Source organism: Helicobacter labacensis, assembly GCF_003660285.1.
Taxonomy (GTDB): domain Bacteria; phylum Campylobacterota; class Campylobacteria; order Campylobacterales; family Helicobacteraceae; genus Helicobacter; species Helicobacter labacensis.
In genome coordinates, this window is the sequence record NZ_QXQQ01000001.1 from 87,677 (window position 1) to 111,187 (window position 23,511).

The 23,511-nt window shown below is 49.3% G+C and carries 16 protein-coding genes; 10 read left to right on the top strand and 6 right to left on the bottom strand.

Features of this window, described 5'->3' with window-relative positions; genetic code table 11:
* Positions 1-8: 8 nt before the first annotated feature.
* The 5 genes from purD to EAO33_RS00485 all read right to left on the bottom strand — a co-directional run bounded on the left by purD (position 9) and on the right by EAO33_RS00485 (position 12,794).
* Positions 9-1,247, bottom strand: a complete 1,239-nt coding sequence (purD, locus tag EAO33_RS00465) for a phosphoribosylamine--glycine ligase (protein ID WP_120943921.1) — start codon at positions 1,245-1,247, stop codon at positions 9-11.
* Positions 1,248-1,473: 226 nt separating this feature from the next.
* The gene (locus EAO33_RS00470) at positions 1,474-2,799 is read right to left on the bottom strand and encodes an NFACT family protein (RefSeq protein WP_120943923.1); all 1,326 of its coding nucleotides are present in this window, start codon (positions 2,797-2,799) and stop codon (positions 1,474-1,476) included.
* Positions 2,792-4,267: a DNA repair protein RecN gene (locus tag EAO33_RS00475; RefSeq protein ID WP_120943925.1), complete on the bottom strand. Its 1,476-nt coding sequence runs from the start codon at positions 4,265-4,267 to the stop codon at positions 2,792-2,794. The genes EAO33_RS00470 and EAO33_RS00475 overlap by 8 nt, the downstream gene beginning before the upstream one ends.
* 18 nt (positions 4,268-4,285) lie before the next feature.
* Entirely contained in the window at positions 4,286-5,080 is a 795-nt protein-coding gene (locus tag EAO33_RS00480) for an NAD(+)/NADH kinase (protein ID WP_235852898.1), read from the bottom strand.
* Between the two features lie 97 nt (positions 5,081-5,177).
* Entirely contained in the window at positions 5,178-12,794 is a 7,617-nt protein-coding gene (locus tag EAO33_RS00485; protein ID WP_120943927.1) for a vacuolating cytotoxin domain-containing protein, read from the bottom strand.
* Positions 12,795-12,926: 132 nt separating this feature from the next.
* Between EAO33_RS00485 and EAO33_RS00490 the strand changes: the two genes are divergently transcribed.
* Positions 12,927-13,856, top strand: coding sequence for an ATPase, T2SS/T4P/T4SS family (locus EAO33_RS00490; RefSeq protein ID WP_120943930.1), 930 nt, complete (start codon positions 12,927-12,929; stop codon positions 13,854-13,856).
* Here the strand turns inward: EAO33_RS00490 and EAO33_RS00495 are convergent.
* A complete protein-coding gene (locus EAO33_RS00495; protein ID WP_120943931.1) occupies positions 13,824-14,981 on the bottom strand; it encodes a pyridoxal phosphate-dependent aminotransferase in 1,158 nt (385 codons plus the stop codon). The two genes, EAO33_RS00490 and EAO33_RS00495, sit on opposite strands and share 33 nt — an antisense overlap.
* Before the next feature lie 62 nt (positions 14,982-15,043).
* Between EAO33_RS00495 and EAO33_RS00500 the strand changes: the two genes are divergently transcribed.
* Genes EAO33_RS00500 through cysE form a run of 9 tightly spaced genes read left to right on the top strand, consistent with a single transcriptional unit; the run spans position 15,044 to position 23,482 of the window.
* On the top strand, positions 15,044-16,027 hold the full coding sequence (locus EAO33_RS00500) for a lipid A deacylase LpxR family protein (RefSeq protein WP_120943933.1): 984 nt from the start codon (positions 15,044-15,046) through the stop codon (positions 16,025-16,027).
* 44 nt (positions 16,028-16,071) lie between these two features.
* Positions 16,072-16,863, top strand: a complete 792-nt coding sequence (locus EAO33_RS00505; protein WP_235852965.1) for a hypothetical protein — start codon at positions 16,072-16,074, stop codon at positions 16,861-16,863.
* Positions 16,860-17,198: a diacylglycerol kinase gene (locus EAO33_RS00510; RefSeq protein ID WP_120943935.1), complete on the top strand. Its 339-nt coding sequence runs from the start codon at positions 16,860-16,862 to the stop codon at positions 17,196-17,198. Before EAO33_RS00505 ends, EAO33_RS00510 begins: the two co-directional genes overlap by 4 nt.
* 8 nt (positions 17,199-17,206) lie before the next feature.
* The gene (gene gyrA / locus EAO33_RS00515) at positions 17,207-19,627 is read left to right on the top strand and encodes a DNA gyrase subunit A (protein ID WP_205589467.1); all 2,421 of its coding nucleotides are present in this window, start codon (positions 17,207-17,209) and stop codon (positions 19,625-19,627) included.
* Positions 19,620-20,024: a hypothetical protein gene (locus tag EAO33_RS00520; protein ID WP_235852901.1), complete on the top strand. Its 405-nt coding sequence runs from the start codon at positions 19,620-19,622 to the stop codon at positions 20,022-20,024. The genes gyrA and EAO33_RS00520 overlap by 8 nt, the downstream gene beginning before the upstream one ends.
* A 1-nt stretch (position 20,025) precedes the next feature.
* The gene (locus tag EAO33_RS00525) at positions 20,026-21,165 is read left to right on the top strand and encodes a sigma-54-dependent transcriptional regulator (RefSeq protein ID WP_120943939.1); all 1,140 of its coding nucleotides are present in this window, start codon (positions 20,026-20,028) and stop codon (positions 21,163-21,165) included.
* A gap of 40 nt (positions 21,166-21,205) precedes the next feature.
* Complete coding sequence (locus EAO33_RS00530) at positions 21,206-22,054, top strand: aldo/keto reductase (RefSeq protein WP_120943941.1); 849 nt, start codon at positions 21,206-21,208, stop codon at positions 22,052-22,054.
* A gap of 11 nt (positions 22,055-22,065) precedes the next feature.
* A complete protein-coding gene (cysK, locus tag EAO33_RS00535; protein WP_120943943.1) occupies positions 22,066-22,989 on the top strand; it encodes a cysteine synthase A in 924 nt (307 codons plus the stop codon).
* Complete coding sequence (cysE, locus tag EAO33_RS00540) at positions 22,970-23,482, top strand: serine O-acetyltransferase (protein ID WP_120944128.1); 513 nt, start codon at positions 22,970-22,972, stop codon at positions 23,480-23,482. Before cysK ends, cysE begins: the two co-directional genes overlap by 20 nt.
* Positions 23,483-23,511 lie beyond the last annotated feature (29 nt).

The window sequence follows — 23,511 nt, forward strand, 5'->3', positions numbered from 1 at the left end:
AATCCGGTTTAGTGTCCAATGTCTTCTCTAAATTGCATGCCCTCAAACTGCACCTTACCCACCAATTCGTAGGCGTGCTCTCTGGCTTCATGCAAGGATTTGCCCATGCCTATACACACCCCCACACGCCCCCCAGACACCATGAACACCCCATTTTCCTGCGCGATCCCCCCCAAGTCCACATGCCCTTTTTTCTCATCAATGGGATCAATATACACACTCTGCCCCCCTGAAATTTTATAAGGGTAATCCTTGGAAGCTAAGACCACGCCCAAGCAATGCTGGGGGTGCAATTCTAATTGCAAATCTAGCAGTTTGTCTTCTAAGGTCGCCAAACACAGATCTAGTAAGGGGGTTTTGAGTAAGGGCAATAGCACCCCACACTCCGGGTCCCCAAAGCGCACATTACACTCTAACAAATAGGGCTGCAAGCCCTCTGGGGTTTGCACCACCATCACACCCGCATACAACACCCCAATAAAGGGTTTATTCTGCTCTACCATCGCCTTTAAAATGGGCTCGATGATCTGGGTGGCAATCTGGTGTTGCAGGGCGTGGTTACACAAACTAGAGGGCGCAAACGCCCCCATTCCCCCAGTATTAGGACCATCGCCAGAGAGTTGTTTGTAAGATTGGGAGGGGGGTAGTAGGAGGTAGTTTTGGTGGTGGGCTAAAGCGCAAATGGAGAGTTCAAAGCCGGGCAGAAACTGCTCTAAGAGCACTTTTTCTTGCTGTTTGTCTGTAAAGAGGTGTTCTAACGCTTGCAGGGCTTGCTTTTCATCTTGGGCGATGATCACCCCCTTGCCCTGACACAGCCCATCGGCTTTGATCACAATGGGGTAGGTGCCCAGCTGCGCGCAGGCTTGTTGGTAACTAGAAGCTAACACATAGGGCGCAGTGGGGATGCCATAGGCTTGGGCTAATTCTTTGGTAAAGCTCTTGGAGCTCTCTAGCAAGCTAGCTTGTTGGCTAGGTCCAAAAACTTTAATCTGCGCGTGCGCTAGGGCATCGCTCAAGCCCTCCACTAAGGGATTTTCTGGTCCAATCACCACCAAATCCACCTTTTTATCCAAGGCGAAATCCACAAGCTGGGCGTGATCTAGGTAGGGAACATTAATCCCAATGCTCTGTGTCCCCCCATTGCCCGGGCAAAAATAAATGTCGCCCACGCGCGCGTCTTCTCTAAATTTGCGCCCTAGCGCATATTCTCTAGCCCCACTCCCCACGATCAAAATACTTTTTTTCATTTAAACCCTATAAGTTCACCCAAACGAGCGTTACTATGTTGCGTAGTTCAGTAGAGCTACGGATTGGCTAGGAGGGCTTTTTTAGGTGGCAGATCCAGCAAGGAAATACCAAATCACACAAAAGCCACTACAACTAGCCTTGCTAGTGTGTATAAAAGAACTTACCAAAAGTAGAAACACGCATCGTCCAGGCTAAATTTGGCATGCCATTATACTTGAATTTAACTTAGATGGTAATAGTCATCGTGCTAAAGTGGGTGTAAAACACCTGCACCCCAGCTTGAGAAGCCAATTTCACATGCTTTTTTTGGGTGTGATCGATGCGCACTTTCAGGGCTTGCGCGCTGGAGTGGGCGTGGGTGAGTTTGGCTAACAAAACGCAAGCCTTGTGTAGCACCTCTTTGGAGGGGGTATTGGGGTGGGAGAAAATCACCATGTGCGCCCCGGGTTGGTCTTTGGCATGCGCCCAGATGTCGCGCGCGCGCGCCATTTTGAGGATTTCGCGATTCTCCTGCTGGTTGCGCCCAATGAGCACGCGCACCCCCTCAATGTCAAAACTCTCTAAATGCGTGGTCTTGGGGCTATGGCGGGTGGGTTTGGCGCGCATGGGGGCTAAATCTTCCAAGCGCGCGCTAGGCAAGAGGGCTAATTTAGCCTGCAAAAAGGCGATTTTAGATTGGAGATTCTCCACTTGCAAGATAATGTGCTGGGCTCTTTGCTGGTTTTTCTTCGCCATTTTGAATAGCTTATTAGCCGCATCGCTTAGGGTGCGCGCTTGGGGGGGGAGCTTGATGACTTGATCTTCTAGGGTGATACTTGGCGCGTAGATGAGCTTAGAGTCTAGATGGTGCAAGTGGGCTAGAATCAAGCTCGCGTGCGCGCGTTGCGTTGCGCTTTCTTGCAAGAGAGTGGGCGCGCTAGGCAGACGCTCTAAACGCGCTTGTAAAAGCTCTAATCTCTTGAGCCAGCCTTTTTTGAGGCTTTCTTTTTGCCCGGCTAGGCTTTGGGCTTGCGCACGCGCGCGCAAATTTGCCAGCGCGTCCAGCAAGGCACTTGGTGGCATCTCTTGCAAGGGGGGGCGCGCAAAGGGGGGTTTGAGCAAGGGGGCTAAGATTTGGGCTTTCAACACAGGGCGGTAGCTCTGCTGTGCGCCCACAAAACGCAGGGCTTCTAACACGCGCCCTTGCGCGTCTAATAAAATGGCGTTGCTGTGCCTGCCGGTAAATTCTAGTTGCAAAGAAGCTTGGGTTTTCTTGTAACTATGCGCGCACTCTAGCACAATCTTTAAAATACGATCCTCATTTTCTAAAAACGCGTCCACAAGCCTAGCGTTGGAGGCGTGCTTTTCTAGGGCGAGGTTGAAAGGGGTTTTAGGGTAGATCGCGTGTCTGTGCTGATCGACATAGATATAACTCTGGGATTTATCCATGCAAGCTTTAAAGCAATACTCCGGGGTGTCTAGAGTGATGTAGTGCGCATGGGCGCGGATGGTGATCTTGCTTTGGGTTTTTAACAATAAGGCAATGTGGTATAAGAGCGCGTAACTAATCATAATTGAGCTTCATCTTGGCATAGGCTAGAGCCTCTTGCCCCAAATTAGCGTCCACCATGCGCGCGATCTCTAGCACCTGTTCGTCCTTGCTGAGTAATTTAATAGAGGCTTGTTGGGCGTGTTGGTAGACTAGAAAATGCCGATTAGCCAGACCGGGCAGGTGGGGGGCGTGTGAGATGGCGATCACTTGGTGGTGCGCGCTTAATTCCTTGAGGATTTGGGCGACACACGCGCTCTCTTGCCCACTCAAATTCGCGTCTAACTCGTCCACCAAGAGGGTTTTATGGGGGGTTTGTTGTTGCTTAGCTTGCAAGGCTAGCAAAGCTAAGCTCAAGCGGTTGCTCTCCCCCGCGCTCCAATGCGCGCTCCTGCCAAGGAGTAAACGCACACTCTCTAAGCCCTGCGCACACAAGGGAGTAGGCTCTAGGGATAAGTGGGGGGGGTTGAGCAAAAGGGGTGTGGTGTAACTCTCTAGCATGCTCTGCACCGCGCTTAGGTGGATTTGGCGTTCTTTGCTAAGTTGTGAGCCTAGTTGCATGCACGCGTGTTCGCACTCTTGCACGCGTGTTTGCGCGCTTTTGAGGTGTTGATCGTGCGCGCAGTAGCGTTGGTAATCTTGGCGCAAGCTTTGCTGTTTGGCGCGCGCGAGCGCCTCACTCCCGTATTTGCGCACAAGACTCCCTAACTTTCCCATCGCATCTAGCAGGGCTTCCATGTCCATGTGCTCTAATTCCTCTAGGGCGCACATTTCATTCAAAAGCCATCCTTTAGCTTCTTGTAAATGCTCTTGCAACGCGTCTTTAAAGGGGGCGTTGGTGCAAGAAAGCGCTCTATAAATGTGGTGTTCCCCCTCTAAGACACCCAAACCCTGCTTAATAGCCGCGCGACTCTTTTGGCAGTTTTTGTGTTGGTTTTTGAGATTCTCAAGGCGCGCATACGCCCCGTCCTCTAAGAGCACACCCTCAAACTTAGCCAACTCAAAACGCGCCATCTCTTTGAGGACTTCTAAAGAGTCCGCCTCTTGTTCTAGCTTGTCTAATTGCGCACGCGCGTGGGTGTAGCGTTTATAGCTTTGCTGGAAGGCTTGGAGGAGGGTGGGGTCTATAAAACTATCTAAGATCTCTAAGAAGAGTTGTGGGTTAAGAGGGCGGGCGTGGGAGGAGATATAGAGTAAGTGGGGGGCTAAATAGCTCTGCAAGGCTTTTTTGCTAATAGGCGCGCCATCGCGCATGCAACGGGCGCGTTTGTGCTTGTGGATTTGAATCACTGTGGGGGTGTTAGCCAGTTGCCAACGCGCTTGCAAAAAGCGCGCGCGCATGGGGGCTAGCCCTACGCTGGCTAAAATGCACCCTAGTAATACACTCTTCCCACTCCCACTCGCCCCGCTGATCACATTCAAATGCGCGCTCAAGCGCAAATCTGCCTGCTCAAACACCACCCCCTGCTCGATACGCACTTCTTCTATCATGAGGGCATGCTACCAAGTTTAAGCATAGGGTCCCCCCCAAGAGAATTTTTCGCGCAACACTTGGAAGTAATTGCGCTCTAAGGGCTGGAGCAAGGTCGCTTGGGGGATAGCCTGTTGGATTTTGAGTTCTTGATCGGGGCGCATGAGGTGGTGGCTTTGCCCATCTAGCACGATTAAGCAAGTTTTTTGGGTTTGCACGCTTAATTGGGCGTGCGCGCCCAAGATCAAGGGTCTTTGGGTGAGAGAATGCGGGGCGATGGGGGTGAGTAAAATATTTTGGCACAAGGGGTGCACCACGCTTCCTCCTACACTGATATTATACGCGCTAGAACCAAGAGGGGTGGCTACAATCAAGCCATCCACTTGGTAAACATTGGCTAAAACCCCCTCTACAAAGAGGCGCAACTCTAAAATCCCATAGACATCTTTTTTAGTGATGACCAGATCGTTGGCGCATACAAAGGGGTGATCTTGGTTGTCTAACCATGCCTCTAGCATCAAATGCTTTTCTACACGATATACCCCCGCTTTGAGCGCGCGCAAAAAATCCGCTACGCCAGCCAAATTTGTGGCACTCAAAAAGCCCAAATTCCCCACATGCACCCCAAAACAAGCCGATCCGCTGCGCAAAGCCCCCAAAAGCGTGCCATCTCCCCCCAGACACAATAATACCCCCCCAGGTTCAGGAGAGAAGTCATAGCCCATCCCCACAGCGCGTAAGGCTTCCTCTAGCGCGCGCAAGGACTCCGGGGGGGTTAAGGGCTTGAGAATCACATGCACGCGTTCGATAGGGGGGTTTGGGGGTGGGTTCAACGACTAACTTTCTAAGGGATAACAAGCCCCAAGGGACAACCCTCGAGGCTTTAAGGAGGGGGGATTGCATACTAGCGCATGTAATCTTAAAATTAACTTAGAAGGCATAGCGCATCCCCACATTGCCCGTGATATTGATGTCTTGGTAGTCTAGCCCAAAGCGCGCCCCAATACCGGCGTTGATATAGAGGGATTTCCACAAGCGCACCTCCCCGCCCATGGTCAAGCCCGCAAAGGTGTTGTAGAGATCGCCCTTGCGGTAACTCAAGGTGTCATTGCCAATAAAGCGCACCAATTTATCCCCCATGGAGCTCACAAAGAGATCGCGCCCGATATCCGCGATCACGAAATAATAGGAGTTTTTGCCAAAGTAATGCCGACTTTCTAGAGCTAGATTGAGGGTGAGCACGGATTTTTTATTAGGATCGGCATTAGCCCTAAAGCGGTCGTAATAGGGGTTATCCATTGTGCCTTGTAAGCCGGTCATACCAATGTAGTAGTAGCGCAAGGCGATTTGGGGTTTGAGCACCACGCTTTTATTTTTGAAAAAGAAGTCATAGCCATAGTTTGCGCCTACATTGGTCGTCCAAGTGTTGTAGTTATAGCGTTGGTTGACAATGGAGAGAATAGAGTCTGTGGCATTGATATAGTTCTTATTATACCCCCAAGTTTCATTGGCACTCAAGGTGATCTCACTGTTCTTGGCAAAGATACGGCTATAAAGCCCCACATTGACATTATTGCTACTAGCGTTGGTGATATTGCCATGGAAACCGCTGTAGCCATAGGCTACATACCCGCCCACGATTGCACCCTTCACAAAGCGATCGTAACCTACATTGATTCCGTAGAGTGTGCCCGTGCCCCCAGCCACAAAGCTAGCTCCCCCCACGCCCTGCATCCAAAGATTGTTTTTGATCTTGTCGCGCTGGGAGTAGGCTAGGATCACATCCATCGCGTTAGGCACGGCGCTAGCAAAGCGTTCGCCCTTGATATTCTCTAAGAAGTCATGGAAGGTGGGCACGCTGGCTGTGAAATTAGAGAGCTTGGCTAGGCGACTCATCTGCTGGGTGTAGGTGTTGATTTGCAAAATATCCGTGGAGTTGTTTTTGAGCGAGGGGCTAGCGATCAAGTCGATGCTATTGGCGATGTCCTTAGCTATTTTAACAAGGGTTTGGGGAGAATTGTTCTCTAGGTAATAGGGCGCAAAGAGGGGGGTATTCTTAGTCTCCACTAACAAGGCGTTCAACCATTGCATGACATTGGGTCCGCCAGCTTGGTAGACATTATCCACGCTAGTTTGTCCTTGGATTTGCTGGATATACTCTTGGATCGTGGGAATCACGATATTGGGCTGTTTGCCCACGCCCACTTGGATATTATTATAGGCGATTGAGGAGGTGATAGTCTGCCCTTGGGCATCTTGGAAACTCACGCTCAAGCCTTTATCCGCGATCTTAACCGCTTGACCATTGTAGAGCAAGCCCGTGCCCTGCGCGTTGAGTTGCATGTGCTTGTTATTGATGTCTAGCTGGGTGTAGAGACTCAAATAGTCCTTCCAGCTATTGGGGTTAAAGGGCTGGTTGTAGAGATTGTAGTCGATCCACTTGGCATTAATCAAGGTGTAGGCTTGGTTGCTAGCTTGGGTGTTGAGGGCTAGAATGGGCGTGTTGGCTGTGGGTGTGAGGGTGGCGATGCCTTTTACATTAATAAAGGGCGCGCTAGGGCTTTGCGTGCTGGCATTAAAGACCATGCTCCCAGCGGAGTTAAAACTTCCCCCCACATCAATGCCATTGGGATTCGTGGTTAAAGTCGCGCCTGAATAGAGGGTAAAATCTTGGGCGATGCTCACCGCGCTATTAGAATTGTTGTTGAGTGCGTGCTGGATACTCAAATTATTAGCCAAGAGCTGGGCGCTAGGGGAGAGATCGATTGTGCCTAGTAAGGTGCTCCCTGTTACTTTAGAGAGGTCTACCACCCCGCCCTTAGCTTGGATCGTGCCCAAATAAGCAAAATCCTGCGCGTTCACGCTGATCCCCTCGTATTGGTTATTGGTGGTGAGCGTGCCCTGCTTGACATAGACATTGTTGAATTGGGCGTTGATGTCAAGCCCATTGGTGGCGTTGAGTGTGCTCACCTCAATATTAGAAGTGTTGTTAGAAAAGAAATTGAGCGTGCCTGTGTAATTGGTGAAGTTGATGCCATTGGTGCCACTAAAGATGATGTTCTTGCCGGCCACAAAACTCAACGCCCCCCCTGTGGCGTTGCTAAAATTGCTATTGTTCACCACAACATTTTGGTTAGCCAAAAAGCTAAAATAACCCTTTTCCCACAACCAACTCAAACCCTTGGGGGCTAGCAGATTGCCCAAGCCCACTTTTTGCAAAGCCTGCTGTAAAGAGGGGGAGAGCACACTCCCCAAGCCCTTAGACCATAACCCCCCCAAGCCCTTATCTTGCATCAAGGCGTTAGCTAGGGCTTGGAGATCCTTTTGCTGGCTTAGGGTGTTGATTAAATCCGGTCCCAAGAGCTGGTTTAAGAGCTTGCTAGTGGTGTTGGCTAACATCTTGCTCAAGGCGGGGGGGGGGTTGAGCGCATCTTGGATCACCATGTTCATCATGGTGCTCAAAATTTGGGGTCCTAGCCAAGACACGCCTGTATTGATCAAATCCTTGTATGCAAAGACATTTTTCAAAATTTGCCCGAAAGTGGTTTCGTTTAAGAATTTTTCTAAACCAGTGAGTCCCTGGGGCGAACTGGCTTGCGAAAGGGCTTGATCCAAACTAACCGGAGAGAATTGGTCCATGAAACTCCAAAGAGTTTTATCTCCATACCAAGTATCAATGAAGTTCTCCACATTATTTATACCGATTGTTTTAACGATGCCACCTATTATATTACCCTTAGCGGCTTCAATCTGTTTAACTAATTCCTTATCAATTTCTTCGCGCGTTGTAGGACTCAAGTTACTGATAAGTCCATTTTGACCAAAGACATCGCTCACCGTCTTGGAATTGACAATGTCTTTAATAACAGTGGTGAATCCGGGCAACTCCATGATAGCCTGCATGTCCTGCGCGTTCAATAAATCCCCCAAGGGCTCATTGGCGATACTAGGGGGCAATAACCCCCCCAAGCCCTGAATGCTAGAGGGGATGAGCGTTTTGCCTTGGGCTTTCTGGTAGATGATATTGCCTAAGGTCTGCCCTAAGCCCGCTTGGGCTAAGATCTTTTCTAAGCCCGCCTGCCCCAAGAGTGGGAAGATTTGGTCTGTGCCCTGCGCGCTGATGGTCGCGTCATTGAGGGTTAAGTTAGTTGCGCTATTAAAGCTCACAGACGCGCTCCCCCCACTCTGCCAAGCGTTCCCACTCCCCACAGTGCCCGTGATGTAAATCTCTTTGGCGTTGAAATGCGCCTCAATATAGCCCAAGTCTACCGAAGTCCCCTCTAAGAGTTGCCCCAAATTCTTAGAGCGCAAGTCTTGGCAACTTGAAGACCCACTACAAGGATCAGCATACCCATTCCCCCCAAACCACACCACGCTACTACTTTGGGTTTTGCCCACCTGCGTGCCCCCCACCACTAAAGTGCCATTGGCAAAACTCTGGTTGATCTGGCTAGAGAGCCCTCCGATGAGATTTAAGAGTTCTTGCTTTTGGGTGGGGTCTAGAGTGATGTGGGCGTTTTCTAGGGCTTGGAGCACCTTAGTGGGGTCGTTTAGATTATCTAGCACCCCGTTTTTTAAGAGCTGTTCCAACTGGGGCCATAAACTAGAAGCCAAGCTATATAAACTGCCTAAATTGGCTTGTGTGATAGCCGGGTTGTAGATGTAAAGGGGGTCTAGGGGCTGGTTGTAGGGACCATAGGTGCCCGGGATTTGGGGTTGTAGGGGCTGGGTCATCGAAGTAGCCGGGGGGATGAACACCCCTTTTAAATTGCTATCCAAAAAGAAAGTCCCGGTGCGGTTGTCGCTGTAATCATACTGTGTGCCTGAGACATTTTGTTTGGACTCTTTATAGTAGTAGAGCTCAGGCGCGATATTGTAAAGCGAGGTGGCGACTGGGTTGGGGTTTTGTGAGATTGTAACGACTAATTTACCCCCCTGTATGCTCTCTGTGATGAGTTGCGCGCCATTGAGGGGGTTAGCAAAACTCCAGCTATCTTGGGAGGTGTTATAGGTGGCACTACTAATTTTCATGCCATAGAAGTCGATTTTTTGGTAGCCATCCGCCCCGCTGATCCCCTTGATCCCCCCTGAAGTGTTGAGAATGTCATAGACCTTAGGGGTTTGGAAGGCGAGCTTAGTAAAGAGGTCTACATTGGAGATATTGAGCAAGCCCGTGTTGCCCACATTAAACGCCCCCTTGACGCTCATAAAGGGGCTGGAGAAATTGGGGGTAAGGATTCCCTTGAGGGTCAAACTCCCGGTGAGATTAAAGGGTCCAAAATTAAGCGCGCTATTACCTGTGCTATATAAAGTGCTCGCGCCCGTGCTGGTGGTTTCCCCCGCGTTTAGCGTGCTCTGCCCCATCAAGGCAATGTCAGCCCCATTGAGATTGAGGGTTTGCGCGTTAATTTGGCTACCCCCCGAGAGATTGACATTCACCCCACTATTGAGCGTGGTCGTGCCTTGCATGGTGGCTTGTGCCTGCTGTGTGAGCACCAAGCTAGAGCTACCGCTAAAAGTCGCGTCTTTGGCAAAGCTAGTCTGCGCGCCCTGCCCGTTGATCCCTAGTTTAGCCTCCCCGCTAAAGGTGGTATCGCCCTTGAAATTCACCTGACTGCCGCTATTCACACTCACAGCGGTGTTGTCTGCAAGGGACATGGTGTTATCAAAAGCAGCTTGACTGCCATTGATCAAGCTCAAATAAGCGGCATCGCTAAAATTGGTGCTACCCCCAAATAAAGCGGTGCTTTGATCCAAATTGACAACCGCGCTATCCCCTACATTGGTAGTCCCTTTAAAATTAATCTGGCTTTGGTGAGTCAAGCTTACATTCGTGTTGTCATTGAGATTAGTTACACCATTGAAGTAGGCTTTGCTGTTTTCTACATTTAAGGTTGTGCTACCCCCCAAAGTGGCTGTGCTGTTGAAATTTACATCGCTGCTTTGGCTCAAATAAAAACGGCTGTTGTCCGTTGAAGTCAAGCTATTATTGGCTACAAGATTACTCCCAATTAAGCGAACAGAGCTAGTTCCTGACATCGTGGTTGGACCATTGAACTCATTGACTCCTGTGCTGGGCGCAACAGCGGAGTCTATTTCCGTGTTCTCAAGCGCGATAGAAGCACCACTTAGCTTATAGTATCCCCCACTTAAAATACTGCCACTAAGCGATAAAGCATTGGTCGCTGCAAGGCTAACAGAAGTTGCCGTGCCTTGCACGGTGCTATTGTCAAAATCAATAGCGTTACCCTTAAAACTAAAAGTTCCCCCTGTCTGGTCTATGAAATTAGAATTTTGGACATTCATGGCTTGTCCGGCAACCCAAGAGGTATGAGAGTGTTGCGTGCCCGCTTGTAGATTTTGGTAATTGAGTCCATCTAAAGTAATATTCTTGGTAGCGTTGAATGTAACACTAGCTCCCCCGCCATCTTTAAAGGTATTGCCAGTTTGGAAGGTGTTAGTCATATAGATGTTGGCAGCACTAAAACTATCCGTGATATAGCCCACAAGACCGCCATTAATACCCATTCCCCCAAGGCGGATCACCCCGCCTGTAGCAGCCTGCATGGCATTATTGCCAATGACTAAAACCCCCTCTCCTTTAATGTCGATATTAATGCCATTGTTAGTGCCTGCATAGGTGTTTAACAAATTGCCATTGGGATTCCAGTAAGGGGCGGCGTAGTTTTTCAAATTGGGATCAATGAAGGCGATTCCATTATTTACATTAAAAGTCGTCTGTGCAGGGTGGCTTGCACAATAACCAGTTAGATTAGTGTTGCCCATGCAATACACAGAAGACCAAATGTCCGTAGGCATGAGAATAGGGTTTAAGACGACCTTATTACCAGTGAAATCCACCTTGATCTTGAGAATATCATACCCATCTACCATGTCTTCTAATGCCACTTGTCCATTATTGTTTACGGCTGTGAGTTTCATCCCATTAAACTCTAAAAACTGCGCGATCTGTGTGCCCTCTATCTTTTTACCCCCAGATGTGATCTCGCTGTCAAATAAAGTGTAGTTTTGATTAGAGTTTAAAATCTGGTTGATATTGATGATCGCGCCCGGGCTAAGATTGATCGTCCCTTTAAGAGATGCAAAGGGAGAAAGACTTGTGCTATCGGTGCTAATCGTAGTTACCCCACTAAAAGTCGTGGTGGTTTGGGGTGCGCTCTTAGGGTTAAAGTTATACCAAGTAGACCCATCCCATGTCGTGTTGTTAAAATTTAAAGCGTTGGCTGTAAAGGTGCTTTGGGCTTGTCCCGTAGTCCCAAAAGTCGTGTCGCTGAAACTTGCGCTATTGGCATTGACATTAATCTGTTTAGCGTCGCTAATTTGGGTGTTGCTCACGCTAAGATCACCATTAGCAGAGCTCAAACTCACGCTATTATCCTGCCCACTAAAGCTGGTGTTGCTAAGGGTTATTCCATTCTCTGCGCTCAGACTCGTTGAGCCATAGGCGTTGTCAAATTGCGTGCCGGTGGCTTGTAAGCTTTGAGTCGCGCTAAGGGCAATGCTAGAGTGGTATCCGTTGAAACTGCTATTAGTAAGGGTGGTGTTTTTGGCACTGAGATTAAAAGTCCCCCATGTATTGTCTGTAAAATTGCTATTGGTAACATTCATATCGTTACCAGCCTTGAAAGTGGCACTAGACCTAGGACCGCTTCCTAGCGCGCGCCCCCCAAGAATGGTTTCCGTGTTATCATAAGTAAGCCCGTCCATTGTGAGATTATTAGAAGCGTCAAAACTCATCACCCCCTTACCCGAACCGCTAGCGACCCCGGTTTTAAAGGTGTTGGTAAGATAAATGTCAGGTGCTTTGAAAGTCCCCCAAATAGGACCTATACTCCCATTAGGAATCCAAATAGTCCCACCCGTAGCTACATTGGGCGTGTCGTTACCAATCACTAAAGTCCCTTGATTGCTCCCGGTAACATTTACATTAAAGGATCGCCCTCCTGCCCAACTAGTCCAAGTGCTAAGAGTGCCTTTACCCGGATCGACATAGGCGATCCCTCCATTACCCACATTGACATCTTGGTTGCCAAGATTATAAATTTTGTCCCACACATTCTGGGGCGCGGGTGTTGTGGCTAACTGGGTGGGTAAAACTAGAGCCATCATAGGCTGGGGCGCGCGGGCGATACCAAATTTAGCCGGACCCCAAAGCGCGTTGCGCGCGGCTTGCTGGCTCAAGGGGATCGCGCTGTATTGCAACTGAGGGCTAGGGGGTGTTGTTGTAATGGGGCTTACAAGCGCGCCCTTGGGCGTGAGCGACCCCCCCCCCATATTGTGCGATCCATCTACAGCCTTGAGGGGTCCCCCAGCCAATAAGGCTCCAGCCAATAAGGCTCCGGCTTTAGAGGTTTTTTTAAGGGGGGCTAGGGGGAGAAGGGGGAGTTTACGCGCAGGAGCCACTCTAGGGGATTCAAAGACACGCGGGCTAAAGGCGTAAAGCTGGGCGCGCTGGGCTTGGTTGGCTTTAATGTGCCTAGCTAGCGCATGGCTGAATTTGAGGCTAAGAGGATGCACTTTTTTCATCAAAACCCCTTTTTTGCATCTAACCCTCCATTATACTACAAAAAACACTAACAAGAGGAAAGCAAGGCGCGATCCATGCCATTGCCAAACTTTAAAAAAAGCGTGTAAAATAGCCAAAAAAGCGGGGGTTTTATGTTGAACACGCACCGGGTGTTGCAAGCCCAGATCGCGCTGTTTACGCCCTATTTACAGGGCGGAATCAGCGAGTTGATCAGCAATTACGAAAAGGAGATTTGGCTTTATAAGAGCGATCATACCCGCCAAAAAATCCTAGAACCTGCTCTTAGCAAAGAGTTTTTAACGCGCTTTTGCGAACAGCTGGCTAGTTACTATGGCTTGCCTTTCAACTCCGCCCACCCCATGCTCAACGCCTCCCTGCCTTTTAGCCGTTGCCGTGTGAGTGCCAATCACTTTAGCATCACCACCACCCAGCAGATCAGCCTGAATATCCGCGTGCCCAGCGCGCACAGTTTTTCCTTGCACAGTTTTAGCTTGGGGGCGCGTTGCGCCTATGGTTATGCGCATTTGCAAGAGTGGGCGCAAAGCGGGCGCAATATCCTCATTAGTGGGGGCACTGCCAGCGGGAAAACTAGCCTGCTCAACGCGCTATTAGCCTGTATCCCCAAGCAAACCCGTTTAGTGAGCGTGGAGGATAGTCAAGAGCTGGATTTAAGCGCGTTTGAAAACGCGGTGGGGTTATTGGTGAGCAAGGCAGAAGAAAATTTGCGCTATGAGGACGCGCTGAACATGGCGGTGCGCATGCGCCCTGATCGCCTCATGGTCGGCGAGATAGACACGCGCAACACGCTCTTATTCTTGCGCTTGGGCAATACCGGGCATAAAGGCATGCTCTCCACCTTGCATGCCAATAGCGTGGATCAAGTGCTAGAAGCCATCGCGCTGAATTTAGAAATGGGAAGCCAAGCGCGCCTGCCCTTAAGCGTGGTGGAACGCTATGCCAAAAGCGCGATCGATGTGGTGATCCAAGTGGCTAAGATTAACAACACCCATGTGATCCAAGAAGTCTTGCTAGCCCAAGACTTGGGCGCAAAACTTGGCTAATCTCTGTAAGCCCTGTTGAATCTGCTCCAAAGAACATGCATAGGACATGCGCACAACATTCTCCATACCAAAAGCCACCCCGGGCACTAAGGCTACCCCCTGATCCCTTAAGAGATTTTGGCAAAACTCTAAGCTGGGGCTTGGGATGTGAATCCACAGATAAAAAGCCCCTTGAGGTTTGAGGCAACTAAGCCCCTTGATCGCGTTGATCCCCTCAAAGGCTATATCGCGGCGTTGCTTAAAGGCTAGGCGCATGCGCTCCACATCCTCATTAGCCACCCCACTAAGCGCGCTCAAAGCCGCGTATTGGGTGATGGAATTGATATTAGAAGTGCTATGGCTTTGCAAAGCGGTCATGTGTTTGAGCAGAGCTTTATCCTTTGTGCCTAGATAGCCTATGCGCCAACCGGTCATGCTAAAGGCTTTAGAAAGCCCATTAATAGTAATGGTGCGCTCCAACATGCCCGGGATCGCCCCAAAGGCGTAAAACGCGCCATCATAAACCAGCTTTTCATAAATCTCATCGCTGAGCACAAAGGCGTTAGAAGTGGCGATCACTTGGGCTAGAGCTTCTAGCTCCTCCTTTGAGTAAACCATGCCCGTAGGATTGGAAGGGCTAGTCAATACAATGATTTTAGTTTGGGGATTGAGCGCACTTTTGAGTTGGGCGGGGGTGATTTTAAAATCGCTTTCTTGACTGGTGGGCAGAAATACCGCTTTAGCCCCGCTATAGCGCACCAATTCCGGGTAAGTAACCCAATAAGGGGCTGGGATCACCACCTCATCCCCGGGGCTTAACAAGGCTTGGAAGACATTAAAGAGGCATTGTTTTGCCCCATTGCTCACCATCACCTCATCAGGGTGGTAATCTAACTGGTTTTCACTCTGGAATTTCGCGCTCACCTTGGCTAAAAGCTCGGGGATACCCTTAACCGGGGTGTATTTGCTATACCCCTTGTTGATAGCTTCAATAGCAGCTTGTTTAACACTCTTGGGCGTGTCAAAATCCGGCTCGCCCGCGCTAAAACTTAAAATATCTTTGCCTTGGCTTTTGAGCTCTTGGGCTAGAGTGGTGATGGCGATGGTTTTAGATTCTTCAATCTGGGTGATTTGGGGGGAATACATCGGCTGTCCTTGTGTTTAAGCTAGCTGGCATGTTAGCATGAAATTTTGCTATAATAGAGTTTATGCGTTGTTTGCCCCCCTTGCTCTTGCTATTGTCTGCGCTGGGCGCCTCCTCTCTTAGCCCGCATAAAAAGCAATACATTGATTTGCTCACAGAGAACGATGGCTACATCAACCCCTACATCGATCGCTACTACACTGCCGGGACGCGCATTGGGTGGGCTAGCAGGGAATATGACTTTAGCCACTCCAAAATGGCTTGGCTGGATTATTTGAGTTTGCAGATCAAAAAACCCAAGATGAGTCGTTTTACCCTCTATCTCACCCAGAGCATGTTCACCCCCACTCTAGAACACCGCGCGCTCACCACCCCGGTAAGGGGCGATCACCTCTATGGGGGCTATTTGCGCGCCCAACTAGGTTTATGGCAAAGAAGCGCGCACACTTTGGAGAGCATCGCCATTTCTATGGGGACAACAGGACCGGGCGCGCTAGCGGGCAAAACCCAAGACTTGATCCACACATGGGGGCATGATCCCAAATTCTTAGGCTGGGCTAGCCAAATCGCCAATGAATTTATCTTTGAGTTCCACTACACATGGTTACAAAAACTCCCCCTGCTTACAACGCGCTTTTTTAGCATGGACATGTTGGCTGGAGTGGGCATGAATCTAGGCAACGCCATCACAGATTTTAAGCTGGGCTCTATGCTACGCTTGGGGTATAATTTAGGCGTGGATTTTGGACCCAATAAGATCAACACGGGTTTTAGTGGGGGGATGCCTATTAGCGATGCGTTTTCGCTCTACATATTCTTTGGGGCTACAGGGAAGTTCCAACCCCTAGATGTCTTTGTGCAGGGCAATAGCCCCACCACAAGGGGGATCACCACTCTGCCCTATTTTCTTTACAACGCTGAAATGGGGATCGCCATTGTCTACAAGGGTTTTAGGTTGTCCTTTAGCGCGATCGATTTGAGCAAGACCTTTAGGGCACAACCGCGCAACCATAATATTGGTAGCATCGAATTGGACATCGCGTTTTGAGACGGTTTTTGCGTGTTTTTCTCATTGTAGGGGCTTTGTTGGCAGTGGCTTTACTAGGCGTGGGCTTGAAATTAAGCCATGACATCAAAAAGACCTTGCAAGAGAGTTTAAACCACCTAGCCCCCCATATCCACACCGCACCCTTTACATGCACGGGCTTTAAGCGCATTAAATGCGTGAGCGCAGGGGTGCAAAAGCCTAGCTTGGGTCCCATTGTGGTGCGTTTAATTGAAGTGAAATCCCATGGTCTGCAATTCCAGTTAGATATAGAACACATCCACAGCGCGCGCACCTACGCCCCCACCAGCGCGCGCTGCAAGATTTATCTTCAGCTCCAAGATCAGGTGCTCAACACACAAAGCCAATGCCAAGCCCCCGGGAATATACACTATACTTTGGGTGCAAAGGCGCGCCTCAAAGACCCTAAAAAGCCCCTCAATCTCAAAGCCCTGTTACAAACCAATGATCTCAAATCCCTGCAAGCGCATGTAGAAACCCTCGATGTGGACTTAAAAAGCAAGGATTTTAAGGCTATCTTACTGCCTCTCTTGCAAGAATCCGGCGATCTCAAAGACCCTAAGGATTATGACAAGGCTCTAGCCCAGATTCAAAAATCTTTTCAGGGTGTGGTAGTTGTGGGCTTGATGGTAGCGGGTTTGCAAGAAGAAGTTATGCACGCCCAAGAGTTGATCAAAGCCTTTAACGCCTTTGCTACCAATAAGAGCGATCATTTTGGCTTTACTCTACACAATAAGGATTCTGCCTTTAAACCCCTAGAAGCCTTCAATAGCCCATGGGAATTTCTCCCCCACTTGAGCCTAAAAGTGCATCCATGAAGCGCATTTTACAGGCATGGCTTTACTCAAAGGCAGGGCTAAAGGCAGCTTTTCACGACGAGCCAGCGTTTAAACAAGTCGTCTTATTAGCCCTTTTGGGGCTTGTGGGGGCGTGTTTTGTGGCGCACAGCTTTAGCCAATTTGCGCTCTTAGTTTTGCCCGGGGTGCTGTGCGTGGTGGTTGAATTACTCAATAGTGCCATTGAAAACGCGGTGGATTTTACTGGCACCCACCAACACCCTCTAGCCAAAAAGGCAAAGGACATGGGCAGTGCCGCCCAGCTTGTCGCGCTTGGCTTTTTTGCGCTCGTGTGGGGGGCTTATTTTGTATTCTAGGAGAAGTTTTGCAACCCAAGATTGAAGATATCCGCATTGAAGAATCCCTAAAAGAGAGTTATTTAGACTACTCCATGAGCGTGATTGTGGGGCGCGCTTTGCCTGATGCTAGAGATGGGCTAAAGCCGGTGCACCGCCGGATTTTATACGCCATGCACGAGCTGGGCTTAGGAGCTAAAGTGCCCTATAAAAAGAGTGCGCGCATTGTGGGGGATGTGATTGGGAAATACCACCCCCATGGAGATAGCGCGGTGTATGAAGCTTTAGTGCGCATGGCTCAGGATTTTTCTATGCGCTTGCCCTTAGTGGATGGGCAGGGCAATTTTGGCTCAATTGATGGGGATAATGCCGCTGCGATGCGCTACACTGAGGCGCGCATGGCAGCCCCTAGTGAGGAACTTTTAAAAGATTTAGATAAAGATACGATTGACTTTGTCTCTAATTATGATAGCACACTCAAAGAACCCGACATTTTGCCCAGCCGTCTGCCTAATTTGCTCATCAATGGCTCTAGTGGAATCGCCGTAGGCATGGCAACTTCCATCCCCCCGCACCGCCCCGATGAAATTATAGACGCGCTCATCTGCGTGCTAGAAAACCCTCAAGCCCAGTTGATAGACCTGATAGACATCGTGCAAGGACCAGATTTCCCCACAGGAGGGGTGGTCTGTGGCAAGGCGGGGATTTTAGAGGCTTACAATACAGGGCGCGGACGCATTAAGGTGCGCGCTAAGAGTCGGGTGGAAAAACACAATAACCGCGAGACTATCATCATTGAGGAGATTCCCTACCAGATCAACAAGGCGCGTTTAGTGGAGCAAATTAGCGATCTAGCGCGTGATAAGGCAGTGGAGGGCATTGCAGAGGTTAGAGATGAATCTGATAGAGAGGGGGTGCGCGTGGTGATCGAGCTGAAAAAAGACGCGTATTCTGAGATTGTGCTCAATCATCTTTACAAATCTAGCAATATGGAGATCACCTTTAGCATTATCTTGCTAGCCATTTACAATAAAGAGCCGCGTATTTTCAATCTCTTAGAGTTGCTTAAACTCTTTTTAGTGCACCGCAAAAGCGTGGTGATTCGGCGCACTATTCACGAATTGCAAAAGGCTAAGGCGCGCGCGCATATCCTAGAGGGGCTAAAGGTCGCTTTGCAACACAGCGAGGCGGTGATCACTTTGATTAAGGGGAGTGCGGACGCGCAGGGGGCTAAGGACATGCTCATGCAAACCCACCATCTAAGCGAGGAGCAAAGTAAAGCGATCTTAGATATGCGCTTGCAACGCCTCACGGGGTTAGAGCAAGAAAAAATCCAACAAGAACACACCCAATTACTAGAAAAGATCGCGCTCTTAGAGGGGATTTTACAAAGTGCAGACAAGCTCAACGCCTTGATCAAAGAGGAGCTTTTGGAGGTCAAAGAGAAGTTCAGCACCCCGCGCAAAACCCAGATTGAGGAGGATTATGAGGGGATTGGCATTGAGGACTTGATCCCCCATGAAGACATGGTCGTAACCATGAGCCATAAGGGCTATGTCAAACGCGTGCCTTTAAAGGTCTATGAGCAACAAAGGCGCGGAGGCAAGGGCAAGATGTCGGGCAACACCCATGAGGACGACTTCATCGAGTCTTTCTTCATCGCTAGCACCCATGATACCATTTTATTCATCACCAACACCGGGCAACTCTATTGGCTCAAGGTGTATAAAATCCCAGAAATGGGGCGGGGTGCAATTGGGCGCGCGCTGGTCAATTTGATAGACTTGCAGCCCGGGGAGAGCATTAAAGCCACTATCCCCACTAAGGATTTTGATGCGGATAAATCTTTGGTATTTTTCACTAAAAATGGGATGGTCAAACGCACCGCATTAAACGCTTTTGGGCGCACGCGTGGTGGGGTGCGCGCCATTGTGCTTGATGAAGATGATTCGCTAGTAACGGCTAAGATCATCGATTCTAGTGTGCAAGAACTCTTTATGGCAAGCTCTAGGGGGATGTGTATTCGCTTTGGCGTGGAGGGTGTGCGCGAAATGGGGCGCGCGGCTAGGGGGGTTAGGGGTATGCGCCTAAGAGAGGGAGATGAGGTCATTGGGGCGGGGGGGGTTAGCTCTGATGAACAGAGATTGCTGAGTGTGAGCTCTAAGGGCATAGGCAAACAAACCCTAGCGGGGGCTTATCGCTATGTGGGGCGGGGTGGGCTAGGCGTGATTGGGATGAAAATCACGCCCAAAACGGGTAATTTGGTGGGGATTGTGAGCGTGGATGAGGGGCAGGATTTGATGTTGCTTACTAAAAGTGGGAAAATGATTCGCATGCCTATGGAGAGTATCCATGAAATGGGACGCTATGCCAGCGGAGTGAAGTTAGTGAATGTGCAAAGCGATGAGGTGGTCTATGCGAGCACCTGCCCTAAAGAAGAGAGTGAGTAAAGCTTTTCTCTTGCTGTGTTTGGTAGGGCTTTTGCACGCACAAGAGTTTGTGATCTCTTATGCCATGCAGGTGCAAAATGGGATTGCTAAACGCCAAGCCTTTGGGATCGCCCGCGCGCTAAAAACCCATGCTAACAAGACGCATTACACATGTGAAATCCCGGTCCATGAACCCAAACTCCCCCCCAAACAAGAGCCTTTTTTGCTAGATATTTTGTTGAAAAGTTACCAAGATGAGGTGGTGGATTGTCTGTATCAAGGCGAAGTGCGCATTGAAAGCAGTGGCTTTAATACAAATTCTCAAAACCAAAACCACGCCACTTTACGCATGGTCGCCCCCGCTAATGTGCGCTTGGAGGGGGGGTTATTGGTGTTAGAAGTTTATCAAAGGAGATAGCATGAAAATTGCCATTGTAGAAGATGACATCAACATGCGCAAAAGTTTAGAACTCTTTTTTAGCGATCAGGAGGATTTGGAGGTGGTCGCCTTTAAAAGCCCCAAAGACGCGCTCAAAGCCCTAGATGAGAGTTTTGAGCTCATCATTACCGATATTAACATGCCCCAAATGGACGGGCTGGAGTTTTTACGCAAATTAGAGGGGCGTTATGAAGCCATTGTGATCACAGGCAATGCCACGCTCAACAAAGCCATCGAATCCATTCGCTTGGGGGTCAAAGACTTTTTTCAAAAGCCCTTTAAGCCTGAATTGCTCTTAGAGTCCATTTATCGTAGTAAAAAGGTGTTAGAGTTTCACAAAGTCCATCCGGTCAATAAGGCGTGTAAAAAAGAGTTTTTCATCGCCACTTCACCAGCCCTAGAGGAGGTACAAAAACAAGCCCTCAAGGCGGCAGCCACGGATGCGAGCGTGTTTTTACAAGGTCCTAGTGGGGTGGGTAAGGAAGTTTTTGCCCACTTTATCCATGAGCACTCTAAGCGCAAGGGAGCACCCTTTGTGGCGATTAACATGGCAGCTATCCCGGAGCATTTGCTAGAATCCGAGCTTTTTGGCTATGAAAAGGGGGCATTCACGGACGCTACGAGTGCTAAGGCGGGCTTGTTTGAGAGCGCGCACAAGGGGAGTGTGTTTTTAGATGAAATTAGCGAAATGCCCTTGAAATTGCAAAGCAAACTTTTAAGGGCGATCCAAGAAAAGGAGATCGTAAGACTTGGTAGCCACAAACCTATTAAAATTGATGTGCGCTTCATCGCCGCGACCAATACCAATATCCAAGAAAAAATCCAAGCCAAAGAGTTTAGAGAGGATTTATTTTTTAGATTACACACCATCCCGCTTAAAATCCCCCCCCTAAGAGAGCGCAAGGAGGAGATTTTACCTTTAGCGCAGTGGAAATTACAAGAAGTGCTGTGCGCCTATGATTTGGGGGCAAAGAGTTTTAGCGATCAAGCCAAAGAGTGCATGCTCAATTACACATGGCATGGGAATATTAGGGAACTACTTTCTGTGGTAGAGCGCGCGGCGATTTTGAGCGAGGGGGCGCAAATTAGTGAAAAAGATTTATTTTTAGAGAGAAGTTAGCTTTTCTGTGTTAAGTTTGAATCTTTTTAAGGAGTGTAATATGGAGTCTGTCATTTTAAACAACCAAGTGAAAATGCCACTTTTAGGGCTTGGGGTGTTTCAAATCCCAGATAGTGAGTGTGAAAAGGTGGTGTTGGAGGCGATAGAAATGGGTTATCGCCTGTTTGACACCGCACAGATGTATGGCAATGAGGCAGGGCTAGGGCGTGCGCTCAAAAAAACTAGCGTGCCAAGAGAGGAGCTCTTCATCACCACTAAGGTGTGGTTTAGCAACGCCGGGGAGCAAAAAGCTAAAGCCTCTGTAGAAAAATCGCTAGCTAAAATGCAGTTAGATCATTTGGATTTAGTCTTAGTGCATCAGCCTTTTAATGATTATTATGGCACTTATCGTGCCCTAGAAACCCTACACAAAGAGGGCAAAATCCGCGCTATTGGGGTGAGCAATTTTTACCCCGATCGCTTGGCAGATTTGATCGCTTTTAATGAAATCCCTCCAGCTATCAATCAAATTGAGATCAATCCCTTTTTTCAAAGACACCCAGAGCAAGAGTTTATGCAAAAACACCAAGTCCAGCCCCAAGCGTGGTCGCCCTTTGCGCAGGGCAAAAGCGGCATTTTTAAACACCCCATTTTGCAACAAATCGCCAAAAAACACCACAAAACCCCCGCGCAAGTGATTTTAAGATGGCTACTTCAGCGCCAAATCTCTGTGGTGTTTAAATCCGCCAAAAAAGAGCGCATTGTAGAAAATGGGCAAATTTTTGACTTTCGCCTAGATAGCGAGGATTTAGCCCAAATCGCCACTATAGATACAAGGCAGAGCGTGTTTTTTGACCACAGAGAACCCAAGGGGCTAGAATATTTAAGGACCATCCCTTTTAATTCTTAAGAAAGGACCATATGATTTATCACAACGCTTTAGAACTCATCGGGCACACACCCGTTTTAAAAACCAACCACCTGCTAGAAGACAAAGACGCGGCATTGTATGTCAAGCTAGAGAAGTTTAACCCGGGCGGAAGTGTCAAAGATCGTGCCGCTTTAGGGATGATCGAGCAGGCAGAAAAGGACGGGCGACTGACTAAGGGGATGACTATTGTTGAGCCCACCAGTGGCAATACCGGGATCGCCCTAGCTTTAATGGGGCTACTCAAGGGCTATAAGGTGATCATTGTGATGCCAGAAACTATGAGCGTGGAGCGCAGAGAGTTAATTAAGGCTTATGGGGCGGAGTTGATTTTAACTGAGGGGGCTAAGGGCACTAAGGGGGCGATTGATAAAGCCTTAGAGCTAGGGCAACAAGAGGGGTATTTTATCCCCCAACAATTTGAAAATCCGGCAAACCCCCAAAAACACTACGACACAACCGCGCAGGAGATTTTAAAGGATTTACCCCATGTAGATGCGCTCGTGTTGGGTGTGGGCACGGGGGGCACGATTGCAGGCGTGGGGCGCAAATTCAAAGAACAAAACCACCCGGCTAAAATCATCGCTATAGAACCCGCCCAGTCGCCCATTTTGAGCGGGGGCACGCACAGCCCGCACAAGATTCAAGGCATTGGGGTGGGCTTTGTGCCGGGCAATTATGATAAAAGCGTGGTGGATGGGGTGATTGCCGTAGATGAAAAAGATGCCGCCCAAATGGCAAAACTCTTTGGAGAAAAAGAGGGGATTTTAGTGGGCATCTCTTCGGGGGCAGCCATTTTTGCCGGGGTGCAGGTGGCTAGAGAACTAGGCAAGGGCAAGTCTGTGCTAGCTCTTGCCCCAGATGGGGGAGAAAAATACATCTCCACCGGACTCTATGATGATGGATCTAAACTATAGCTTAGAGCGCGCGTTGCAACAGGACCCGGCTGCGCGCAATAAATGGGAGGTGTTGTTGCTCTATCCGGGGATTCACGCTCTGCTTGCCCACCGCCTAGCCCACGCCCTGCACAAGCGCCGGCTTTACTTCATCGCGCGCGCGCTTTCACAGCTGATGCGCTTTCTTACCGGGATAGAAATCCACCCGGGGGCAAAGATTGGGCGCGGGCTTTTCATTGACCATGGCATGGGTGTGGTGATTGGAGAAACCACAGAAATTGGCGATGATGTTACCATTTATCACGGGGTAACTCTAGGGGGCACGGGCAAACTCAAGGGCAAGCGCCACCCCACTTTAGGCAACCGGGTGGTGGTGGGGGCGGGGGCAAAGGTCTTGGGGGCTATTAGCATTGGAGATGATGTTAAAATCGGGGCGAATGCGGTGGTGGTCTCAGATTTGCCCAGCGGGGCTACTGCGGTGGGCACAAAGGCTAAGACGATTGTAAAGGAGTAAGTTGGCAGAGGCATTAACCCAATTTGTGC